Here is a 20,220-nt window from a genome sequence, read left to right on the forward strand (position 1 = left end):
TGTTCACCAACAGCGCAAGCCACCGAGGGCGCAAGAGCTCGGGTCAGGCGGAGAGGGTCACCATCGCGATGGCGGCGGGACCGTCGTGACTGAGGCTGACGTGCACCGTGACGTCCTCGAGGTGCTTCGCGACGTCGCCGTGCAGGCGGATGCGGGGACGGCCCCACGCGTCGCGGATGACCTCGATCTGGTCGTGCACGTGCTCGCCGAGGGGCGGCGGGGTCCCCCACAGCGACTCCGACCAGGCCTTGATGAACGCCTCCTTGACCGCCCAGCGGGCGGCGAGGGACGCCATCTCCTGATCGGGGGTGCGACGCCCGGAGCCAGAAGGAGAACTCCGGGCGTCGCGGCGCTCGGCAGCTGTGAAGGCACTGCCGGCGCGGGTGCCCGGTCGCCGATGCTGCTCGGCGAATCCGGGCACGTCCACCAGGTCGATCCCGGTGCCGATCACCGGCACGCGTAGACCCCGTCCTCGCCCAGGCGGCCGCTCGCGTCGAGCAGCAGGGCCGCCTCACGCTCGCGCACGCCCGAGTCGCCCAGGCGACGGTCGGCCGGACGCCGGTACAGCGCGTCGCCGCCGTACATGGCGTCCACGAGGCGCATGCGACCGTCGATCCGGCGACGCTCCGCCGCCTCGAGGTACGCGTCGCGCTCGTCGGCGGGGAGCGACTCCACGAACGCCTGCGAGTGCACCACGGCGATCAGGCCGGCCACGTGACCGAAGCCGAGGCTGGTCAGCAGTCCTGCCTTCAGCGGCCCGGTCGCCAGCGGCTCGCGCAGCCACACGAGGTGCTCGTGCTCGGCCAGGTCGTCCATGACGCAGTCCAGGCTCCGGTTCGGCGGCAGGACGCCGCCCTCCAGTACTTGGCACAGCCCGATCAGCTGGAAGGCGGCCGCGCCGCCCTTGCTGTGACCGGTCAGCGCCTTCTGGCTCATGACGTACAGCGGGTTGCCCTCGCTGCGGCCCAGGGCCGCCGCCAGCCGCTCGTGCAGCTCGGACTCGTTGCGCTCGTTGACGCCGGTCGACGTGTCGTGCTTGGACAGCACGCCGATGTCGTCCGCGCCCACGCCGAGAGCCGAGAGGGAGCGCGCCAGCTGCGACTCGCGACCACCACGGCCTGCCGCCAGGGCACCGAGGCCCGGCGCCGGGATCGACGTGTGAACGCCGTCGGCGAACGAGGCCGCGTAGGCCACGACACCGAGCACCGGCAGGCCCATCCGCGCCGCCAGGTCACCGCGGGCCAGCAGGATCGTGCCGCCGCCCTGCGACTCCACGAACCCGCCGTAGCGACGGTCGTTGGCCCGGCTGAAGTAGCGGTCCTCGAGACCCTTGGCGGCCATCGCCGCGGAGTCCGCGGTGGCCGACATGTCGCCGAAGCCCACGATGCCCTCGACCGAGAGGTCGTCGAAGCCACCCGCCACGACGAACTCGGCCTTGTTGAGGCGGATCTTGTCCACGCCCTCCTCGACCGACACCGCGGTCGTGGCGCACGCGGCCACCGGGTGCACCATCGCGCCGTAGCTGCCCACGTAGGACTGGACCACGTGCGCGGCGATGACGTTCGGCAGCGCCTCCTGCAGGATGTCGTTCGGCTTCGCCTCGCCCAGCAGGGTGTCGATGTACAGCGAGTGCATCGACGTCATGCCGCCCATGCCGGTGCCCTGCGTGTTCGCCACGAGGGTCGGGTGGGTCCAGCGCATCAGCTCGGACGGGGTGAAGCCGGAGGACAGGAACGCGTCCACGGTGCAGATGAGGTTCCACAGCGCCACGCGGTCGACCGCCTCGACCATCTCGGCCGGGACGCCCCAGACCGTCGGGTCGAAGCCCGTCGGGATCTGGCCGCCGACCGTGCGGGTCAGCTTCATCTTCCGCGGCACGCGGACCTGCGTGCCCGCCTTGCGGGTCACCGTCCACTCGCCCTCGCCGTCCTGGCTGATCACCGTGTGCTCGGGATCGGCGTCGCGCATCGCCTGCGCCTCCGCCTGGCCCGAGACCGTGAAGGTCAGGTCCTGGTCGAGGTACACCGACGCCAGCAGCGGCGCGGTGTTGTCGACCATGTCGCCGTCGTCGGCGTACCGGCGGACGCCGATGCGCTCACGGACCGCGTCCTCGTAGCGGTCGGCGATCTCGTGCTCGGCGACGACCTCGCCGGACTCGGTGTCGAACCAGCCGCGGTTGGTCGCGTCCCAGCTGAGCAGCCCGGTGGACCACGCCAGCTCGAGCACGCCGGCGGCGGACAGGCGGTCCTCGACCTCCATCTCGAAGCGCGTGCGCGACGAGCCGTACGGGCCCAGCTCGCCGGCGCCCACGATGACCACGAGGTCCTCGGGACGGGCGGTGACGCCGGCCCACTCGGGCGTCTCGACGCGGTCGAGGCGCGACGGGGGCGCGGGGAGCGCGGGGATCGTCGAGTTCTCGTCCGTGATCTCGATACGCCGCTCGCTGCGCTCGCGTGCTACTCGATCACCGAGTGCCTTCATGTCGAGGTCGGCCTCGCCGAGGCCTCCCGTGAGGTCGAGGGTCAGCGGACCCTCGGTCGCCTGCTGACGGGCCTGCGGGGTGCAGGCCTCGAGCAGCGCGGCGGCCATCTCGTCGGGCGACCAGGTGCGGACGCCGGCGGCCTCGACGGCCTCGACCAGCGGGTCGTTGGCGCCCATGAGGCCCGTGCCGCGGACCCAGCCGATGATGGCGTGAGCCAGCGTGACCTTGTCGGCCCAGCGCTTCTCCGAGCCCCACTTGGTGACGAGGGCGTCGAGCGCGGCCTTGGCCTCGCCGTACGCGCCGTCTCCGCCGAACATGCCGCGGTTGGGCGAGCCCGGCAGCAGCACGTGCAGGCGGGCGTCGAGGTTGCGGTCGGTGACCGACGACGACAGGGCGCCGACCAGTCGCTCGACCGACCAGAGCAGGATGCGCATCTCGAGCTCGGCGCGAGGGCCGGCCTCGGTCGCGTCGCCCATGACCCGGCCGGCCGCGAACGGCACCAGCAGCGTCGGGGTCAGCGAGGGCTTCGACACCGTCGTGACGCCGGCGGCGGTGCGGGACTGCTCGGCCCCGATCCACTCGACCAGCGCGTCCACGTCGGCGAACGACGCCAGGTTCGCGGGCACGACCCACAGGACCGCGCCGGCGCGAGCGTTGCGTCGGTACAGGTCCTTGAAGAAGCGCAGCTTCTTCGGCGCGAGCGAGGACGTGGTGGCCACGACCGTGGCACCACCCGCGAGCAGCTCGCCCACGACGGAACCGGCGATCGAGCCGTCGGCCGCACCAGTCACGACCGCGACCTCGCCGGCGAAGGTGCCGACGGACGTGTCGCGTGCTTCCCCGGCGATGCGGGCGAACCGCTCGTCACCGGTCCTGGCGAGCCAGTGCTCGGCCTGCTTCGCCACGACCTCGCCGGTCCCGGTGAAGGAGCCGACGACCTCGTCGCCGTGCGCCAGGCGCGCGAGGTCCTCGCGTGCCGACGCCCAACGGTCGTCCAGGACGACCGCGTGCTCGGCGTCGAAGACGCCCTCGGTGGCCTTGATCCAGTCGGTGCCCAGCTCGGCCTCGACCCGCGCGACGACCGCGGCCGCCTGCTCGTCGGGCTCGGCCGTCTCGGGCACGTCGACCAGGTCGAGGTGCTCCAGCACGAGTCGCGCCGCCGAGGCGAGCACGCCGTCGCGGCCGGTGATGGCCGCGGTGAACTCGCCGAGCGCCTCCGCGTCGATCGTGGCGCCGTCGCCACCGCCCGCGGACGGCATCTGCACCGTCACGCCGTGGCGCGAGGCGACCGCCTGGACCGCGGCGTCGATGGCCGCGTCGACGTCGCCCGCCGAGGCGATCGACGCCTCGCCGAACGCGCCGCCGCGGACGCTCTGGCCCTCGCGGGTCACCATGGCCAGCTCGGCCAGGACGTGCGAGGCCCAGCCCGAGCCGAGCTGCCACGCACCGGTGACGCGCTCGGCGACGGCCGACTGCTTGCGACCCGTCGGGCCGAGCACCTTCTTGAGGTGGTCACCGAAGGCCTCGGCCAGGACCGGGCCGAACGGCTTGTAGGTGCGCGCGAGGGCGTCGACCTGACCGCCCAGCGTGACGATGTCCGCCTCCGCGGCGCCGTCGATCGCGCCCAGCGACAGCTCGCCGCCGAGGTCGATCAGCAGCTGGTTGCGGCGGCTGGACGCGCCGTCGGTCAGCGACTCGATCGTGTCGGCCGCACCGAGCTGGTCCAGGTGCAGCTTCGTCCACCACGCGATGAGGACCTTCGTGGCATCGGCTGCCGAGAAGGGCAGGTCGGCGGCCGTCTGCGTGGCGGGTCCGCCGGCAGGAGCAGCCGCGGGGGCGGCGGCCTGCTGCGGCGCGCTGGTCTCGACGGTCGACTCGGGGGCCTCGTCCTCCACCGGCGCCGGGTCCTCGTCGGTCCCGTACACGGCAGCCGCGTCGCGCTCGACGTTCAGCACCTCGACGCTCGGGTAGCCGGGCAGCTTCAGCGTGCCGGCCGCCAGGTTGGCCACGGTCGGGGCCGAGCCGACGCCGACCTCGACGAAGCGCTCGACGCCCAGGCCACCCTCCTCGACGGGGGTGAACATGAGGTCCTGCGTCTCGATCCAGCGCACGGGGCTGGCGAACTGCCAGGCCAGCAGCTCGATCAGCAGGTCGCGGCACAGCATCCCCGGGTCCTCCGACCGCGGGACGGTGGTGCCGACGTACTCCTCGACCTCGCGGATGAAGTCCTCGTCCAGGCTGAACGGCTTCGGCACGAGGTTGGGGACGTAACGGCCCTCGAGGATCGACGGGTCGATCGAGGGCGGCAGCAGCTCCTGCAGCTTGTGACGGAAGTCCGGCACGCCGCCGTGCAGCACGCGGCTGTGGAACGGCACGTCGATGCCGGGCACGAGGATGAACGCGGCCTTGCCGCCGAACCGGTCGCGGCGCTCGGCCACGTCCTTCTCCAGGACCTCGAGGCCCCGGACGGTGCCGGCGATCGCGTACTGCGAGCCCCGCATGTTGTAGTTGACGATCTGCAGGAACTCGCCCGACGCCTCACCGAGGCCCTCGACGTAGTCCTTCACCTCGTCGTCGGCCAGGCCGATCTGCGAGGGACGGATCGCCGCGAGGCGGTAGTCGCTGCGGCCCTTCTCGTCACGCGGCACGAGCGTGTGCATGACCGAGCCGCGCTGGAACACGACCTCGACGACGGCCTCGAGGCTGATGACGCCCGAGACCGCGGCGAGCGCGTTGTACTCGCCGACCGAGTGGCCGGCCAGGACCGCGCCGTCCACGAACGCGCCGCCCTCACGGAGCTCGGCCATCTGGGCGGCGCCCAGCACGGCCATCGCGACCTGCGTGAACTGCGTCAGGTAGAGCACGCCGTCGGGGTGGTGGTGCGTGACGCCGCGGACGGTGAGATCGGTCGGGTTGTCGCGGACGACGGTCAGGATCGAGAAGCCGAGCGCGGAGCGGGTGTGCTTGTCGGCACGGTCCCAGACCTCGCGCGCGGCGGGGCAGCGCTGGTAGCCGGCCATGCCCATGCCGGGGCTCTGGATGCCCTGACCGGGGAAGGCGTAGGCGGTGCGGGGCGCGTCCAGCACGGCCGAGGCGGCCATGACGATCTCGCCCTCGGCACGCACGGTGACGTCCAGCACCTCGCGGCCGTGGGACAGGCCGACGCGGTCGGCGCGGACCTCCACCTCGGCACCCGGAGCGACCGGGGCCATGAAGCGCGTGGTCCAGCCGGCGATGCGGCGTCCGGTCTCGTCGGAGACCGCGTGCTGCGCGGCGGCGGAGGTCCACATCCCGTGCACGATGGGCGCGCCGAGCCCGGCCAGGCGGGCGGCGGCGACGCTCGTGTGGATCGGGTTGTGGTCGCCGGTGACCGAGGCGAACGCGCCGAGGTCGGACGGGGCGGTCACGGTCACGCGGGCGCGGGTCCGGCGCGGGGTGTCCTTGACCTCGTCGTCGCCCAGGACGTCACCCGCACGAGCGGGGTCGGCCAGCGAGGCGGCGCCCGTGCGGCCGCGGATCGCGAACCGCTCGCGCATCGTGGCGACGTCGCCGACGGTGACGTCGACGGTGACGACGCGGCCGTACTGCGACTCCTCCACCCCCGTCAGGGCGGCGCGGATCCCGAGCGAGGTGCGCTCCGTCGGCAGCGCCTGGGCGGTGATCGCGTGATCGAGATGGACCAGGTCGAGCATGCCCTCGACGACGGGGACGCCCTCGGCGTTCCGGGCGTCGCCGATCACGGCGAAGACCGCGGGCCAGGCCAGTCCGACGAGCACGTCCGGCACGCGGTGGCGGCCGAGCACGAGCGGCCCGGCGCTGACGGCGGCGTGGTCGGCGGCCAGGTCCGGGTCCCAGTCGACGTCGAGGTGCGCGACGCCGTCGGAGACCTCCGGCAGGCTGCCGGCGACGGCACCGCTGACGATCTGGGCCATGGCGGACACGGCGGCGTCGGTGGTGACCACCGGGGCGTGGCCGCGCGCGGCGCCGGACGGCACCTCGATGCGCAGCGTCAGCTCGCGGCCGTGACCGAGCGGCACGGTGAGGTCGGCGGCGGAGTCGCCCGAGGCGACGAGACGGGCGCCGGTGGCGGCCTGCTCGGCGGAGTCGGTGTCGGTCAGCACCCACTCGGCACCGAGGCGGTGCACGGGGTTGGTGACGGTGCGGCCCGCCCAGACCACGTCGGGGGCGGCCAGGACCACGGCGAGCGGGGCGGCGAGACGGCTGTCGCCCTCACGGCGGCGAGCCGGCACGCGCTGCGGGGCGCGGCCCGAGGCGAGCAGGGCGTCGACCGCGGCGTCCTCGAAGCGCTGCAGCAGCTCGGCGACGGGCTCGTCGACGCGGGTGATGCCCCCGACGCTGGCCGTGCCGGGGATGATGCAGACCTCGTCGGCCCCGTAGCGCGGGTCGTGCGCCTGCCACAGGGAGTCCGAGCGCCACCAGCGACGCACGTCGGCGTCGACGACCGGCACGAAGTTCACGGGCTTGCCGGCCCGGCGGCAGACCTCGACGAAGAACGCCTCGTCGGCCGGGTGCAGGGTCACGGAGGAGGCGTCGGGGTACGCCGCGAGCAGGCGGTCGAGGGCGGCCGGGCCGTCCTCGACGTCGGTCGGCTCGGCGAAGAGCGTGGCGATCTCGCCACGGTCCTGCTCGGCGAGGCGGGCCTCGGCGCGCTGCGCCAGGGCGTGGAACCGGTCGCGCAGCGACACGTCGAGCCACTGGGCCGAGCCGTCGGCAGCGGTGCCGGAGAGCTCGACGAAGCGGCCGAGCCAGCGGGCGTAGGTCATCGCGGCGACGTCGCCGAAGTACGGCTTGGCGGTGCGGTCGAGGGCCTCGACGATCTCGTCGCGGCGACGGGCGACCGCGTCGGCGTCGCCGGCGACCTCGTCGAGGAGGCGGCCGGTGCGCGAGGCGGGGTTGTCGATCTCGTGGATGTCGGCGCCGAGCTGGCTGCGGCCCGAGGCCATGCCGTTCTTGGCGGTGCCGGCGCCGACCCAGGCGCCGGTGCCGCGGGTCTCGACGAGCATCTGCTTGACCTCGGGGGCCGTCGTGGCCTCGAGCGTCGCCATGGCGGCGGTGCCGACGAGGATGCCGTCGACGGGCATGTCGGGGAAGCCGTGGCGCTGGGCCCACGTGCCGGTCAGCCACGCGGCCGCGGCGTCGGAGGTGCCGATGCCGCCGCCGACGCACAGCACGACGTTCGACTGGGCGCGCAGCTCGCCGTAGGTGGCCAGGATCAGGTCGTCCAGGTCCTCCCACGAGTGGTGGCCACCGGCGCGGCCTCCCTCGACCTGCACGATGACGGTGCGGTCGACCTTCTTGGCGATCGCGAGGACCTCGCGGATCTGGCGCACCGTGCCGGGCTTGAACACGACGTGCTCGATGCCGGCCTCGGTCAGCTCGTCAACGAGGGCGACGGCCTCGTCGAGCTCGGGGATGCCGGCCGTCACGATGACGGCGTCGATCGGGGCGCCGGCGGCGCGCGCGCGCTGGACGAGCCGGTTCTGGCCCAGCTGCAGGCGCCACAGGTAGGGATCGAGGAAGAGCGAGTTGAACTGGTAGGTCGCGCCCTCGTCGAGCAGCGAGTCCAGCTCGGCGATGCGGGCGTCGAAGATCTCCTCGGTCACCTGGCCGCCACCGGCGAGCTCGGACCAGAAGCCGGCGTTGGCCGCGGCGGCCACGATCGGCGCGTCCACGGTGGTGGGCGTCATGCCCGCGAGCAGGATCGGCGACTTGCCGGTGGCGCGGGTGAACGCGGTCTCGACCGAGGTGGAGCCGTCGGGCAGCGTCACGAGGCGCGGCGCGAAGGTGGACCACGCGACCGGGACGGCGGGGCGAGCGCCGGTGATCGTCAGCTCGCGGTGGCCACGACGCGGCGTGGGGGCCACCAGGCCGACGCCGCGCGAGCGGGTCTCGGCGGCGGTGAGGCGCGAGGCGAGGTCGCCGGGCCCGAGGTCGAGGACCCACTCGGCTCCGGCGTCCAGTGCGGCGGTGACGTCGACGACCCAGTCGACCGGGTCGATGATGGCGCGCTGCGTCGCGTGGCGGGCGTGCTCGGCGTCGATGCCGATGCGGGCCGCCCACTCGGCCACGAGGTCGGCCGTCTCGGCGAGGTCGGGGTGGTGGAACGCGAGGGCGGACTCGACCGGCTCGATCACCGGGGAGAACGGCGCACCGCCGGTGACCTTGCGCTCGCGCTCGTCCTTCTCGTCGGCGGCCACCTGCTCGAGGCGGGCGGTGGCGGCGGCGAGGGCCGCGGACGGACCGGACAGCACCACGGAGCGGCGCCCGTTGCGGATGTGGCAGACGGCGCCGGTGCCCTCGACGATGGCGGCGACGCGCTCGGGGACGACTCCCGAGACGGCCAGCATCGTCTGTCCGAGCAGCCCGCGGCGGCGGCCGACGACCTGCGCGGCGGCACCGACCAGGCGGGCCAGCGCGAGCACCTCGACGTCCGGGACGCCGGCGAGCGCCTCAGCGGCGAGGACGCCCTGCGAGTGGCCGGCCACGGCGACGGGCGGGTGGGCGGCGACGTCGAGACCCTGGCGCGTCAGCGCGCGCAGACCGGCGAGCTGCGCGAGGGTGATGCCGGGGACCGAGGCGGCCGGGGCCGTGACGTCGGCACCGGCGGGCAGGCCCGGGGCGTCGTCGTCCTCGGCGGACTCGCCGACGGCGAGCACGTCCACCCACGCCACGGGGTCGAAGGCGACGCCCGCACGGGCGAGCTCGGTGGCCACGGGCGCCAGCATGCGGTCCGAGCGGCGCACGAGGTCGGCGACGTCGGCGTCCAGCGCGAAGTCGCGGACGAGGTCGGCCAGCGGGCCGAGCCAGTCCCCGCCCTGTCCGCCGAAGACCAGGGCCCACGGCGTGCCTGAGCGCAGGTCGTCGAGCAGGCTGTCGGTGCGGCGGTCGCGGGAGGTCGGGGCGTGGAACACAGAGGTGTCGAGCGTCGTCATGTCATCCATCGTGACACAAACGTGAGGCTTTCCTCATCTTTGGACTGAGGTTTTCCTCATGTTTTGGATCACACCGAGCCGGCGCGCCGTGGCAGGTGTGACTGGTGGGGCGCTGCTCAAGTTGTAACTGATAGTTGCACACAGGATTGTTCACATGTGGGGACAACCTTTCCCCCAGTTCGTCATCTCACGGGACTTCTGTGCACGATTCAGCAGAAGAATGGCGAAGGCCCCGGGACCGAGGTCCCGGGGCCCTTCGTCGCAGTGAGTGGTCAGACGCCGCCGGTCAGCAGCAGCCCTCCATCGACGGTGAGGCACTGGCCGGTCATCCAGGCCGCGTCCTGCGAGAGCAGGAAGGTGGTGACGCCCGCGATGTCCTCGGGCTCGCCGAGACGCTTCAGCGGGTAGGCCGAGGCGACCTCCTCCTCGCGTCCCTCGTACAGCGCGCCGGCGAACCGGGTCTTCACGACGGCCGGGGCCACGGCGTTCACGCGCACCGAGGGAGCCAGCTCGAGCGAGAGCTCCTTCGTGATGTGGATGACCGCGGCCTTCGACGCTCCGTACATGCCGATCATCGGGGCCGGCTTGAGACCGGCGACCGACGCGATGTTCACGATCGCACCGCCGTTGTCCTTGAGCGAGGCGTTGTAGGCCTTCTGCGCCCACGACACCGCGGCCAGCACGTTGACCTCGAAGATCTTGCGGCCCGCGTTCAGGTCCATCTCGATCATCGGGCCGTACGTCGGGTTGATCCCGGTGTTGTTCACCAGGAAGTCCAGCCCGCCGAAGTGCTCGACGGCCTTCGCGACCGTCTCGTCCTGGTGGGCGGCGTCGTCGGCCGGACCCGCCACGTACGCGGCGTTGTCCGGGCCGAGCTCGGCCACCGCGGCCTCGAGGGCCTCGGTCTTGCGCGCCGTGATGACCACCTTCGCGCCGTCGTCGACGAGGCGCTGCGCGACACCGAGACCGATGCCCCGCGACGCGCCCGTGACGATCGCGACCTTGCCGGCGAAACGACCTTCCGTCACGAGAGGCGCTCCAGCACCATGGCCATGCCCATGCCGCCGCCGACGCACATGGACTCGACGCCGAACTGCTTGTCGTGCCACTGCAGCGAGTTGATCAGCGTGGAGGTGATGCGCGCGCCGGTCATGCCGAACGGGTGGCCCACCGCGATGGCGCCGCCGTTGACGTTGAGCTTGTCCATCGGGATGCCGAGCTCGCGGGCGGAGCCCCAGGCCTGGACCGCGAAGGCCTCGTTGATCTCGTACAGGTCGATGTCGTCGATGCCCATGCCGGCGTGCTTGAGCGCGGCGGGGATCGCCTCGACCGGGCCGAGTCCCATGATCTCGGGCGACAGGCCGGTGACGGCCGTCGACACGATGCGCGCGAGCGGGGTCAGGCCCAGCTCCTTGGCGCGGGTGTCGCTCATGATCACCACGGCGGCTGCGCCGTCGTTGAGCGGGCAGGCGTTGCCGGCGGTGACGGTGCCGTCGGGGCGGAACACCGGCTTGAGGCTGGAGACGGCCTCCATCGTGGTGCCGGCGCGCGGGCCGTCGTCCTTGCTCACGGTCGTGCCGTCGGGCAGCGTGACGGGCGTGATGTCCTTGGCCCAGAAGCCCTCCTCGATGCGCTGCTCGACGAGGTTCTGGCTGCGGACGGCGAACTCGTCCTGCTCCTGGCGGCTCATGCCCAGGTGCTGCGCGACGTTCTCGGCCGTCTGTCCCATCGCGATGTAGAGGTCGGGCAGCTCGCTGTTGCCGCGGGGGTCGACCCACGTCTCGGCGCCACCCTCGGCGCGCTTGGCGGTGCGGGCGATCGCGTCGGCGAAGAGCGGGTTCTCGGTGCCGGGCAGGTCGGCGAAGCCGTTGCCGAACCGGCTCACGGTCTCCACACCCGCGGAGATGAAGGCGTCACCCTCGCCGGCCTTGATCGCGTGGAACGCCATCCGGGTGGTCTGCAGTGAGGAGGAGCAGTAGCGGTTGACCGTCACGCCCGGCAGGTGGTCCATGCCCGACAGCACGGCCACGGCGCGCGCCAGGTTGTGGCCCGCCTCGCCGGCCGGCTGGCCGACGCCGAGGTGCAGGTCGGTGAACTCCTTGCGGTCGACGCCGGGCACCTTCGCCAGCGCGGCCTCGATCATCTGGACGGTGAGGTCATCAGGACGCATGTCCTTGAGCGAACCCTTGCCCGCGCGGCCGATCGGCGAGCGTGCGGTGGAGACGATGACTGCTTCGGGCATGTTGTTGCCTTTCGGTGTGCCGGCGGCGAACCGCCAATGACTAAGCGCTTGCTTAGTCTGTCATTCCTGCGTCATGCTGTCCACCATGACCACCGACTCGGCGACCGGTCGCGACCGCTCCGCCTCGACGCGCGAGCGCCTGCTGGATGCGGCCGTCGAGGCCTTCGCCACCTCCGGATTCGCCGGCACGACGACCCGCGACATCGCCTCGCGCGCGGGGATGAGCCCCGCGGCCGTCTACGTGCACCACGCGACCAAGGAGGATCTGCTGTTCGAGATCTCCCGGCGGGGGCACCGCTCGGCGGTCCAGATCATCGAGAAGGCCTCCCAGTCCTCCCCCGACCCGGTCGAGCAGGTCCGGAACATGGTGGCCGAGTTCAGCCGGTGGCACGCCGTGAACAGCCGCGTCGGTCGCATCGTGCAGTACGAGTTCGACGCGCTGACGCCCGAGCACCGGGCCGAGATCGCGGAGTACCGTCGGGCGATCGAGGCGCTCATGCGCGATGCGCTGGAGGCCGGCGTCGAGGCCGGCACCATGACGGTCTCGGACGCGAAGGGCACCGCACTGGCGCTGCTGTCGCTCAGCATCGACCTCGTGCGCTGGTACCACCCGAGCGGCGCCACGACCCCCGACGAGATCGCCTCGCTCCACGGCGACCTGGCCCTGCGGATGGTCGGCGCCGCGGCCTGACCGTTGCGCGGGAGCGTCAACGACGCTCGATGGCCGTCAAGGGGGCCCGGCAGGCGAGCGCCACGACGGAGGCCAGACCCAGGACGGCCGCGCAGACCACGATGTTCCCGCGGCTGCTGATCACGTCGGCGAGGAATCCGCCCGTGGCCGTCCCGAGCGCCACCCCCGCCAGCCCCCCGGTGGATCCCCAGGCGAAGACCTCGGTGACCCGGCCCTCCGGAGCCGCCCTCCCCAGGAGCTCGTAGAACGCGGCGAACATCGGTGCCGCCGGGAGGCCCGCGAGCACGAGAGCCAGGCCCAGGGTGAGTGGAGTGGTCGCCGCCGCGACGACCAGGTGCGTGAGCGCCAATGCGGCCAGGAACAGCGTCAGGCGCCGGGTGAGACGGCTCCCTCCCCCGGCACGCAGGTTGATGAGCCCGCCGGCGAGGCTCCCCGCGGACCACAGCCCGTAGAAGACACCGATCAGGTGCGAGGCGTCGAGTTGCGCGGAACGGCGCACCACCGCGACCTCGAGGATCCCGATCGCGATCCCCACCGTGAACGTCACGGCGACGAGGATCCACACCGTCGCCGGGAACCGGCTCGGGGTTCCCATCACCGGGCGGCTGGACCGCCGAGAGGCCGCACGGGACTCCGGGGTCAGGGCGAACACCGCGGTGAGCACCAGGATCAGGCCGGCCGCCAGGATCAGGGCCTCGTCCGTCCCTCGCACCGTCGCCCAGGTCACCACCGTCAAGGGTCCGAGGATGTAGGTGATCTCCTGCAGCGAGGCGTCCAGGGACAGCATCCGGCTCAGGTCCACCGGCCCCAGGCGCTCATTCCAGATCGCCCGAGCGCAGACGGCCAGAGGTGGCTGGGCCAGGCCGGTGGCCGCCGCCAGGGCCACCGGCACCGCGGGACCGCTGCCGTGCGGCAGGGCGGCCAGCCCGATCATCATCGTCACGGCCATCACGCTGACCATCGACAGCGGCACGGGCTGGCCCCACCGGTCGATGCTTCGACCGACGACCGGCGCCCCCACCGCCATCCCGAGCGCGAACGCGGCCGCCATCAGCCCGCTCACCGTGTAGCTGAGGCCCAGGCTGAGGCCGTGCAGCACGATCACCAGTCCGAGCGCACCGGCCGGAACCCTGGCCAGGAAGCCGAGGACCAGCGTCCGAACGGCGGCAGCCGGTAGTCCGAGAATCTGGGCGGTCGCCGGGCCACGCACCTCGGTCATGACGACCTCGGTCGTCCGGTGCATCTCCCGAGGAGCGCGGGTGACCGCATGATCGTCACCTGGCACTCCTCCTGGACGCATCGTTTCCACGACCGGGTGAGCCACGTCACCCGTCGGTCGGGATCACCATACTTGAGTTCCGTTTCAACTTGGACGTCTCCGGGCGCGAAGAAAGGGCCCGCGACGCCGGGGGGATGCGTCGCGGGCCCTTTCGGACTGGGTGCAGGTCAGGCCTGCAGGACCGCCTCGGCGTTGATCTGCAGCGAGATCTTGTCGCCGATCATGACCTTGTCGCCCTCGAGCGGGATGTTGAAGTCGATGCCGAACTCCTTGCGGCTGATCTGACCGGTGGCCTCGACGCCGATGCGCGTGCCGCCCCACGGATCCTTGCCCTCGCCGAGGAACTCGACCGCGAGCTCGACGGGCTTGGTGACGTCCTTGATGGTCAGGTCGCCGGTGACGACGAAGTCGGTATCGCCCTTGCGCACGACGCCGGTGGACACGAACGTCATCGTCGGGGTGCTCTCGACGTTGAAGAAGTCACCCGAGCGCAGGTGGTTGTCACGGTCGGCGGTGCCGGTGTTGATCGAGGAGAGATCGATCGTCGCGGTCGCGGTGGACGCGGTGACGTCCTCGCCGGTGACGATGGTGCCCTCGAACTTCTCGAACTTGCCGCGCACCTTGCTCATGATGTGGCGCACGGTGAAGCCGATCTCCGTGTGCGTGGGGTCCAGCTGCCAGGTGCCCGTGGTGATGTCGCTCATGAATTCTCCTGAAGTCTGTGGGTTCGATCATGCTGTTGATCGTTCAACAAGTTTGACTCTACAGCATGATTGAACTTTCAATCAAGTCGTTGAAGATGTAAACTAGTTCACATGAGTGATCTGCCCATCGCCACCGTCAACGACACGCGCTGGCTCGACGAGACCCAACAGAGCGCGTGGCGCTCGTTCCTGGGCGGCACGACCGTGCTGATGGACCGCCTCGACCGCGACCTGCGCACCGAGCACGGCCTCTCGATGTCGGAGTACGAGATCCTCGTGCGGCTCTCCGAGGCACCCGACCGGTCGATCCGGATGGCCGACCTCGCCGCGGCGCTGTCGCACTCGCGCAGCCGCATCACCCACACGATCAGCCGGCTCGAGCGCGACGGCATCGTCCTGCGCATCCAGTGCGGCACCGACGGCCGCGGCGTCACCGCCGTGCTCACCGACAAGGGGTTCGAGCTGCTCGCCACCGCGGCCCACACCCATGTGCGTGGCGTACGCGAGTACCTGATCGACCAGTGCTCCGACGAGGACCTCGCGGCCACCAAGCGCGTGATGGACGCGATCCAGGACGCGATCGGCGGCCGCGTCTTCTAGGTCGCGGGACCGGCTCCTCGCATCCTGACGAGGTTTCGAGGCTTCGGGCGCGAAGCGCCCTCGCACCTCAACCACCTCGAGCGGTCGCCCGCAGAGCGAGCTCGGCCCTCGGTCAGTCGCGGGTCAGGCGGCGGTGCGTGACGCGGTGCGGGCGGGCCGCCTCCTCGCCGAGGCGCTCGATCTTGTTGGCCTCGTAGGATGCGAAGTTGCCCTCGAACCAGAACCAGTGGCCCGGGTTCTCCTCGGTGCCCTCCCACGCCAGGATGTGCGTGGCGATGCGGTCGAGGAACCAGCGATCGTGCGAGGTGACCACGGCGCAGCCGGGGAAGTCCAGCAGCGCGTCCTCGAGGGACGACAGGGTCTCGACGTCGAGGTCGTTGGTGGGCTCGTCGAGCAGCAGCATGTTGCCGCCCTGCTTGAGCGTCAGCGCCAGGTTCAGGCGGTTGCGCTCACCACCGGAGAGCACGCCGGCCTTCTTCTGCTGGTCCGAGCCCTTGAAGCCGAACGACGCCACGTAAGCGCGGCTGTTCATCTCGAAGTTCGCGACCTTGATGAAGTCCAGGCCCTCCGAGACGACCTCCCAGACGTTCTTGTTCGGGTCGATGTTCGAGCGGTTCTGGTCGACGTAGCTGATCTTGACGGTCTTGCCGACCTCGAGCTCGCCCGAGTCGGGCTCCTCGTTGCCGGTGATCATCCGGAACAGCGTGGTCTTGCCGACGCCGTTGGGGCCGACGACGCCCACGATGCCGGCGCGCGGCAGCGTGAAGCTGATGTCGTCCCACAGGATCCGGTCCTCGAAGCCCTTGGTCAGGTCCCGCGCGTCCAGCACCACGTCGCCCAGGCGCGGACCCGCCGGGATGTTGATGTCGGTGGTGTCGATCTTGCGCGCCTTCTCCGCCTCGGCGGCGAGCTCCTCGTAGCGGGCCAGACGCGACTTGCTCTTCGTCTGGCGGCCCTTGGCGTTCGAGCGGACCCACTCGAGCTCGCGCTCGAGCATCTTGGCGCGCTTCGCGTCCTTCTGGCCCTCGATCTTGAGGCGGTCCTTCTTCGTCTCGAGGTAGGTCGAGTAGTTGCCCTCGTAGCCGTGGATCTGGCCGCGGTCGACCTCGGCGATCCACTCGGCGACGTTGTCGAGGAAGTACCGGTCGTGGGTGACGGCCAGCACGGCGCCCGGGTAGCTCTTCAGGTGACCCTCGAGCCACTGCACGCTCTCGGCGTCCAGGTGGTTGGTGGGCTCGTCGAGCAGCAGCAGGTCGGGCTGCTGGAGCAGCAGCTTGCACAGTGCGACGCGGCGGCGCTCACCACCGGAGAGGTTGTCGACGATCGCGTCGGTGGGCGGGCAGCGCAGCGCGTCCATGGCCTGCTCGAGGCGGCTGTCGATGTCCCACGCGTTCGTGTTGTCCAGGTACGTCTGCAGGTCGCCGGTCTCGGCCATGAGGGCGTCGTAGTCGGCGTCGGGCTCGCCCATCTCGGCGTACGCCTCCTCGAGGCGCTTCATCTTGCCCTTGATGTCGGACACGGCCTCCTCGACGTTCTCGAGGACGGTCTTGCCCTCGGTGAGCGGCGGCTCCTGCTGGAGCATGCCGACCGAGGCGTCGGGGTCGCGCACGAGGTCGCCGTTGTTGGGCTGGTCGAGGCCGGCCATCAGCTTGAGCAGGGTGGACTTGCCCATGCCGTTGGGGCCCACGACACCGATCTTCGCCCCGTGGAGGAACGAGAGGGTGACGTCGTCGAGGACGACCTTGTCGCCGTGGGCCTTGCGGACGTTGCGCAGAGAGAGAACGTAGTCAGCCATGATGTCCCCCAGCCTAGCGAGAACACCGGCACCCCGGCCGACCGGCAGCGGTCAGCGGCCGGCGGTGGCCAGGCCGTTGCGCCAGCGGTCGTACCGGTCGAGTTCGCTGCGCAGCCGCGCGACGACGATGCGCTCGGTGGTGCGGTTGATCGCCTCGGTGAGCTTCTTCTCGGCCCGCGCACCGGCCCGGCGCGCGCCCACACCGCCCAGCCAGCGCGAGACCAGCGTCAGGATCACCCCGAACAGCAGTCCCCCGGCTACTAGCAGCAGCGGCAGGCTCAGGCCGAGGGGGCGCGGCGCACCCTCCCACGGGTCGGGCTCCACCAGGCCGAAGATCGAGGCCACGGCCCAGCCCGCTCCGGCGATGACGGCGAGGAACGTGAACCACTGGAGGGCGCCGACGGCGGTCCACCACAGCGGCTGGCGCTTGATGCCCAGGTCGACCCCGGCCACCGCCTCGTCGAGCTCGTCGATCACGTCGCGGGCACCCTCGCCCACGATCGCGTCGATCACCGAGGCGCGCCAGGGGCGCGACATGCCCTCGGTGGCCACCTCGGTGGCCTCACGCAGGGCCAGGTCGGCGCGGGCGCGCTGCACCGAGGGCGAGATGGGCATGGTGTCGGCGACCGCGTCGCGTGCCGAGCGGCCGAAGCCGAGCTCGCGCAGCGGGTCGTGGCGCAGCCGTCCCACCCAGCCGATCAGCGGCCAGTCGGTGGCGACGACGGCACGGCGGGCCATCGAGTCCTCCACGGCGTCGGCGATCTGCGGCACGCCGGCACAGGCGACGAACGTCTCGACCAGGGAGTCGCGGACGGGGCGCTCGAGACCGGGCACCGGCTCGACTCCCCCGGCCTCGGCCAGCCGCCGGGCGACCTGCCGGACGTCGCCGACGAGGCGCGCCTGCGAGGCCCGCTTGGACTTGATGCGCCGGCCGATCTCGGCCCGCAGCTCGGGCAGACCGGCGCCGGTGACGGCACTCGTGGCGATGACGGGAACGCCCGCGAAGCCCTCGCGCTCGAGGATCAGCTCGAGGTCGTCCATGGCCATCTTCAGGTCGGTCTCGTTCAGCCGGTCGGCTTGGTTCAGCACCACCAGCGACGCGTCCGCGTGCGTGGCCAGCGGCGTGATGTAGCGCGCGTGGATCGCGGAGTCGGCGTACTTCTGCGGATCGAGGACCCACACGAACAGGTCGGCGTAGCGCGCGACGTGGTCGACGACCTCCTGGTTGGACGTGACGACCGAGTCGTGGTCGGGCAGGTCGAGCAGGACGAGCCCCTCGAAGGCGTCGTCGCGCGGGGCATCGAGCACGCTGCGACGGGTGATCTGGTCACGGCGGGCGACGCCGATCCAGTCGAGCAGCTCGGTGGCGCCGGCCGGCCCCCACGCGCAGGCCAGGGGGGTGGAGGTGGTGGGCCGCAGGTAGCCGACCTCGGCCAGCTCGAGCCCCGCCAGGCGGTTGAACAGCGAGGACTTGCCCGAGCCGGTGGAGCCCGCGAGCACGACGACCGTGTGCTGGGTCGACAGGTCGAGACGCTCCTGGGCGTGCGTGAACGTGGCCTCGGCCGGACCCGCGAGGGCGGGATCGATCACGTCACCGGCGGCCTCGATGGCCGACTTCAGCGCAGTGACCCGCTCGTCCAACGCGCTCATCGCGCCACCGCCTCGGAAAGTGCAGGGTAGGCCGGTGTCGCGATTCGTGATTCGGAATGGTTCGCTCGCTGGCGCTCACTCATCGAACCCTCCTCCCCCGGGGTGCGTCGACCGAGTCGACCGCCGACTGGAGGCGCCAGTGCGCGGCCTCGAGGGCGTCGGGGTCGGGCAGCAGGTCGAGGTAGCGCTCGGCCTCGGACTCCAAGAGGTCCTCCAGTCGACGGGAGAGGTCGCGCCCGGCCTGCTCGGCCAGCGCACGGACGGCCTGGTCGCCGAAGACAGCGTTGAGCACGGCCTGTCCGGCCGCGGCGGTGCCGCCCGCGATGCCGATCTCGGCGCCGGTGAGCCCAGCGGTGCCGGCGAAGACCACGACCATGAGCGTGACGCCCGTGGCGTTGACGCCGAGCGACAGCGCGCGGGCCTTGGACTTCTTGTCGGCACCCTGCTCGGCCACGAGCTCGAACACCGCCTCGCGCCACTCGCGCGCGATGCGCTCGGCACGGACCCGCACGTCGCGGGACGCCCGGTCGAGGCCGCGCTGGCTGTCGAGCAGGACGTGCCCGGCCTCGGAGGCGTCCCACGCCCGCGCGACCTCCTCGGCCGCACGCTCGGCGCGGTCGAGGATCAGCAGGTGCAGGCCCGAGACGGCGGCCTCCTCGACCTCCTCCGGCGTGGTGGGCTTGCGCCGGAAGATCCGGTCGCGCCACGTGCCGACGGTGCGCTCGAGCTTGCGGAAGATCTCGCCGGAGCCGACGAAGTCCTGCCAGCGGGCCAGCACCTCGCCCCGCAGCATCGAGCCGTCGGTGGCGGCGGTCATCAGGTCGGCGTGCGACGCCAAGTACACCGACTCGACGTCCTTGCGCAGCTGCGCGGCCGCGTCGACCTGGCGCGTGAGGGCCGTCTCGAGCAGGCGGGACGACTCGATGTCGTGCAGGATCGCGCCCTGCAGGGTCTTGAGGACGATCTCGCGGCGCTGGGCCTCGTCGTCGGCGAGCGCGCGCAGCCACGAGACGACCGGGGCGACGTCATCGGGCGGCAGGACGCCCTCGGCGTCGGGCGTGGACTCGGGCACCGAGAACAGCGCGACGTCGGCCAGGCCGTGCTCGCTGAGCATCCGCGCGAGGTGACGGCGCACCTCGACGAGCGCCTCCGGCGACGTGCGGTCCAGCACCACGGCGATCGAGGCGCTCCGGTCGGCGGCCCGGCGCAGGTAGTCCCACGGGACCTGGTCGGCGTAGCGCGCCGCCGACGTGACGAAGAGCCACAGGTCGGCGGCACCCAGCAGCTGCTCGGCCATGTCGCGGTTGGTCTCGTCGATCGAGTCGAAGTCGGGGGCGTCGAGCACGGCCACGCCGGGCCACAGGGTGGAGCTGGCGATCTGGCGGATCGTGTTGGCGCGACGGCTGTTCGAGCCGGTGCGGACGACCTCGGGAAGGATGCGACCCGACCGGAACCACTCGGTGTCGGCGGGGTGGTGGACCAGCACCGGGGTGCGGGTGGTGGGGCGCAGGACGCCCGTCGCGGAGACGCGCCGGCCGACGATGGAGTTGACCAGGGTGGACTTGCCGGCACCGGTCGAACCGCCCACGACGACCAGCAGCGGCGCACCGATGTGCTCGAGCCGGGGTACGACGTAGTCGCCGAGTTGCTCGGCGATCTCTCGTTGCAGTGCCCGGTCGCGCTCGACGCCGGGCACCTCGAGTTCCAAGGGCATGGAGACAACGGCCGACGCCAGCGCCGACAGGCCCTGGAGCAAACCGTTCTCGACCATGGCCTCGCGCTGGGGAATTGCGGTCGGCTCAGTCATCTCAGATCACTACGAAT

11 protein-coding genes are annotated in these 20,220 nt (G+C 71.8%); 2 read left to right on the forward strand and 9 right to left on the reverse strand.

Translation table 11 applies throughout. The annotated features are described in order from the left end of the window. Positions 1-43 precede the first annotated feature (43 nt). The 4 genes from acpS to H1W00_RS00340 form a co-directional block, all read right to left on the reverse strand. Complete coding sequence (gene acpS / locus H1W00_RS00325; protein ID WP_181752601.1) at positions 44-457, reverse strand: holo-ACP synthase AcpS; 414 nt, start codon at positions 455-457, stop codon at positions 44-46. Next, positions 448-9,435 (reverse strand): type I polyketide synthase, encoded by an 8,988-nt coding sequence (locus H1W00_RS00330; protein WP_241732796.1) that lies wholly within the window; start codon positions 9,433-9,435, stop codon positions 448-450. The genes acpS and H1W00_RS00330 overlap by 10 nt, the downstream gene beginning before the upstream one ends. Positions 9,436-9,707: 272 nt before the next feature. Next, the gene (locus tag H1W00_RS00335) at positions 9,708-10,463 is read right to left on the reverse strand and encodes a glucose 1-dehydrogenase (RefSeq protein ID WP_181752605.1); all 756 of its coding nucleotides are present in this window, start codon (positions 10,461-10,463) and stop codon (positions 9,708-9,710) included. Then, on the reverse strand, positions 10,460-11,677 hold the full coding sequence (locus H1W00_RS00340) for an acetyl-CoA C-acetyltransferase (RefSeq protein WP_181752607.1): 1,218 nt from the start codon (positions 11,675-11,677) through the stop codon (positions 10,460-10,462). Before H1W00_RS00340 ends, H1W00_RS00335 begins: the two co-directional genes overlap by 4 nt. 85 nt (positions 11,678-11,762) lie before the next feature. Between H1W00_RS00340 and H1W00_RS00345 the strand changes: the two genes are divergently transcribed. Beyond that, entirely contained in the window at positions 11,763-12,368 is a 606-nt protein-coding gene (locus tag H1W00_RS00345) for a TetR/AcrR family transcriptional regulator (protein ID WP_206679940.1), read from the forward strand. Between the two features lie 16 nt (positions 12,369-12,384). Here H1W00_RS00345 and H1W00_RS00350 read toward each other — a convergent pair whose 3' ends face one another. Both H1W00_RS00350 and H1W00_RS00355 read right to left on the reverse strand, forming a co-directional pair. Continuing rightward, on the reverse strand, positions 12,385-13,587 hold the full coding sequence (locus H1W00_RS00350; RefSeq protein ID WP_181752611.1) for an MFS transporter: 1,203 nt from the start codon (positions 13,585-13,587) through the stop codon (positions 12,385-12,387). 227 nt (positions 13,588-13,814) lie between these two features. After that, the gene (locus H1W00_RS00355; protein ID WP_078700156.1) at positions 13,815-14,351 is read right to left on the reverse strand and encodes a YceI family protein; all 537 of its coding nucleotides are present in this window, start codon (positions 14,349-14,351) and stop codon (positions 13,815-13,817) included. A 111-nt stretch (positions 14,352-14,462) separates the two neighbouring features. Here H1W00_RS00355 and H1W00_RS00360 point away from each other — a divergent pair, with 111 nt between their 5' ends. Beyond that, positions 14,463-14,951 (forward strand): MarR family winged helix-turn-helix transcriptional regulator, encoded by a 489-nt coding sequence (locus tag H1W00_RS00360; protein ID WP_181752613.1) that lies wholly within the window; start codon positions 14,463-14,465, stop codon positions 14,949-14,951. A gap of 112 nt (positions 14,952-15,063) precedes the next feature. On the opposite strand, the gene ettA is transcribed toward H1W00_RS00360, so the two are convergent. From ettA to H1W00_RS00375, 3 genes are all read right to left on the reverse strand, one after another. Further along, positions 15,064-16,746 carry an energy-dependent translational throttle protein EttA gene (gene ettA / locus H1W00_RS00365; protein ID WP_181752615.1) on the reverse strand — a complete coding sequence of 561 codons (1,683 nt, stop codon included), beginning with the start codon at positions 16,744-16,746 and terminating at the stop codon, positions 15,064-15,066. 51 nt (positions 16,747-16,797) lie between these two features. After that, positions 16,798-18,396: a GTPase gene (locus tag H1W00_RS00370; RefSeq protein WP_181752617.1), complete on the reverse strand. Its 1,599-nt coding sequence runs from the start codon at positions 18,394-18,396 to the stop codon at positions 16,798-16,800. Positions 18,397-18,475: 79 nt separating this feature from the next. Then, complete coding sequence (locus tag H1W00_RS00375) at positions 18,476-20,203, reverse strand: dynamin family protein (RefSeq protein ID WP_181752619.1); 1,728 nt, start codon at positions 20,201-20,203, stop codon at positions 18,476-18,478. Positions 20,204-20,220: the final 17 nt, after the last annotated feature.

Source organism: Aeromicrobium phoceense, assembly GCF_013868155.1.
GTDB lineage: Bacteria > Actinomycetota > Actinomycetes > Propionibacteriales > Nocardioidaceae > Aeromicrobium > Aeromicrobium phoceense.

Excerpts from the sequence above, each read along its gene's own strand:
- H1W00_RS00330 (WP_241732796.1), bottom strand. The coding sequence starts at position 9,435 with ATGACGACGCTCGACACCTCTGTGTTCCACGCCCCGACCTCCCGCGAC.
- H1W00_RS00360 (WP_181752613.1), top strand. The coding sequence starts at position 14,463 with ATGAGTGATCTGCCCATCGCCACCGTCAACGACACGCGCTGGCTCGAC.
- H1W00_RS00350 (WP_181752611.1), bottom strand. The coding sequence starts at position 13,587 with ATGACCGAGGTGCGTGGCCCGGCGACCGCCCAGATTCTCGGACTACCG.
- H1W00_RS00370 (WP_181752617.1), bottom strand. The coding sequence starts at position 18,396 with ATGAGCGCGTTGGACGAGCGGGTCACTGCGCTGAAGTCGGCCATCGAG.
- H1W00_RS00375 (WP_181752619.1), bottom strand. The coding sequence starts at position 20,203 with ATGACTGAGCCGACCGCAATTCCCCAGCGCGAGGCCATGGTCGAGAAC.
- H1W00_RS00355 (WP_078700156.1), bottom strand. The coding sequence starts at position 14,351 with ATGAGCGACATCACCACGGGCACCTGGCAGCTGGACCCCACGCACACG.
- H1W00_RS00340 (WP_181752607.1), bottom strand. The coding sequence starts at position 11,677 with ATGCCCGAAGCAGTCATCGTCTCCACCGCACGCTCGCCGATCGGCCGC.
- H1W00_RS00345 (WP_206679940.1), top strand. The coding sequence starts at position 11,763 with ATGACCACCGACTCGGCGACCGGTCGCGACCGCTCCGCCTCGACGCGC.
- ettA (WP_181752615.1), bottom strand. The coding sequence starts at position 16,746 with ATGGCTGACTACGTTCTCTCTCTGCGCAACGTCCGCAAGGCCCACGGC.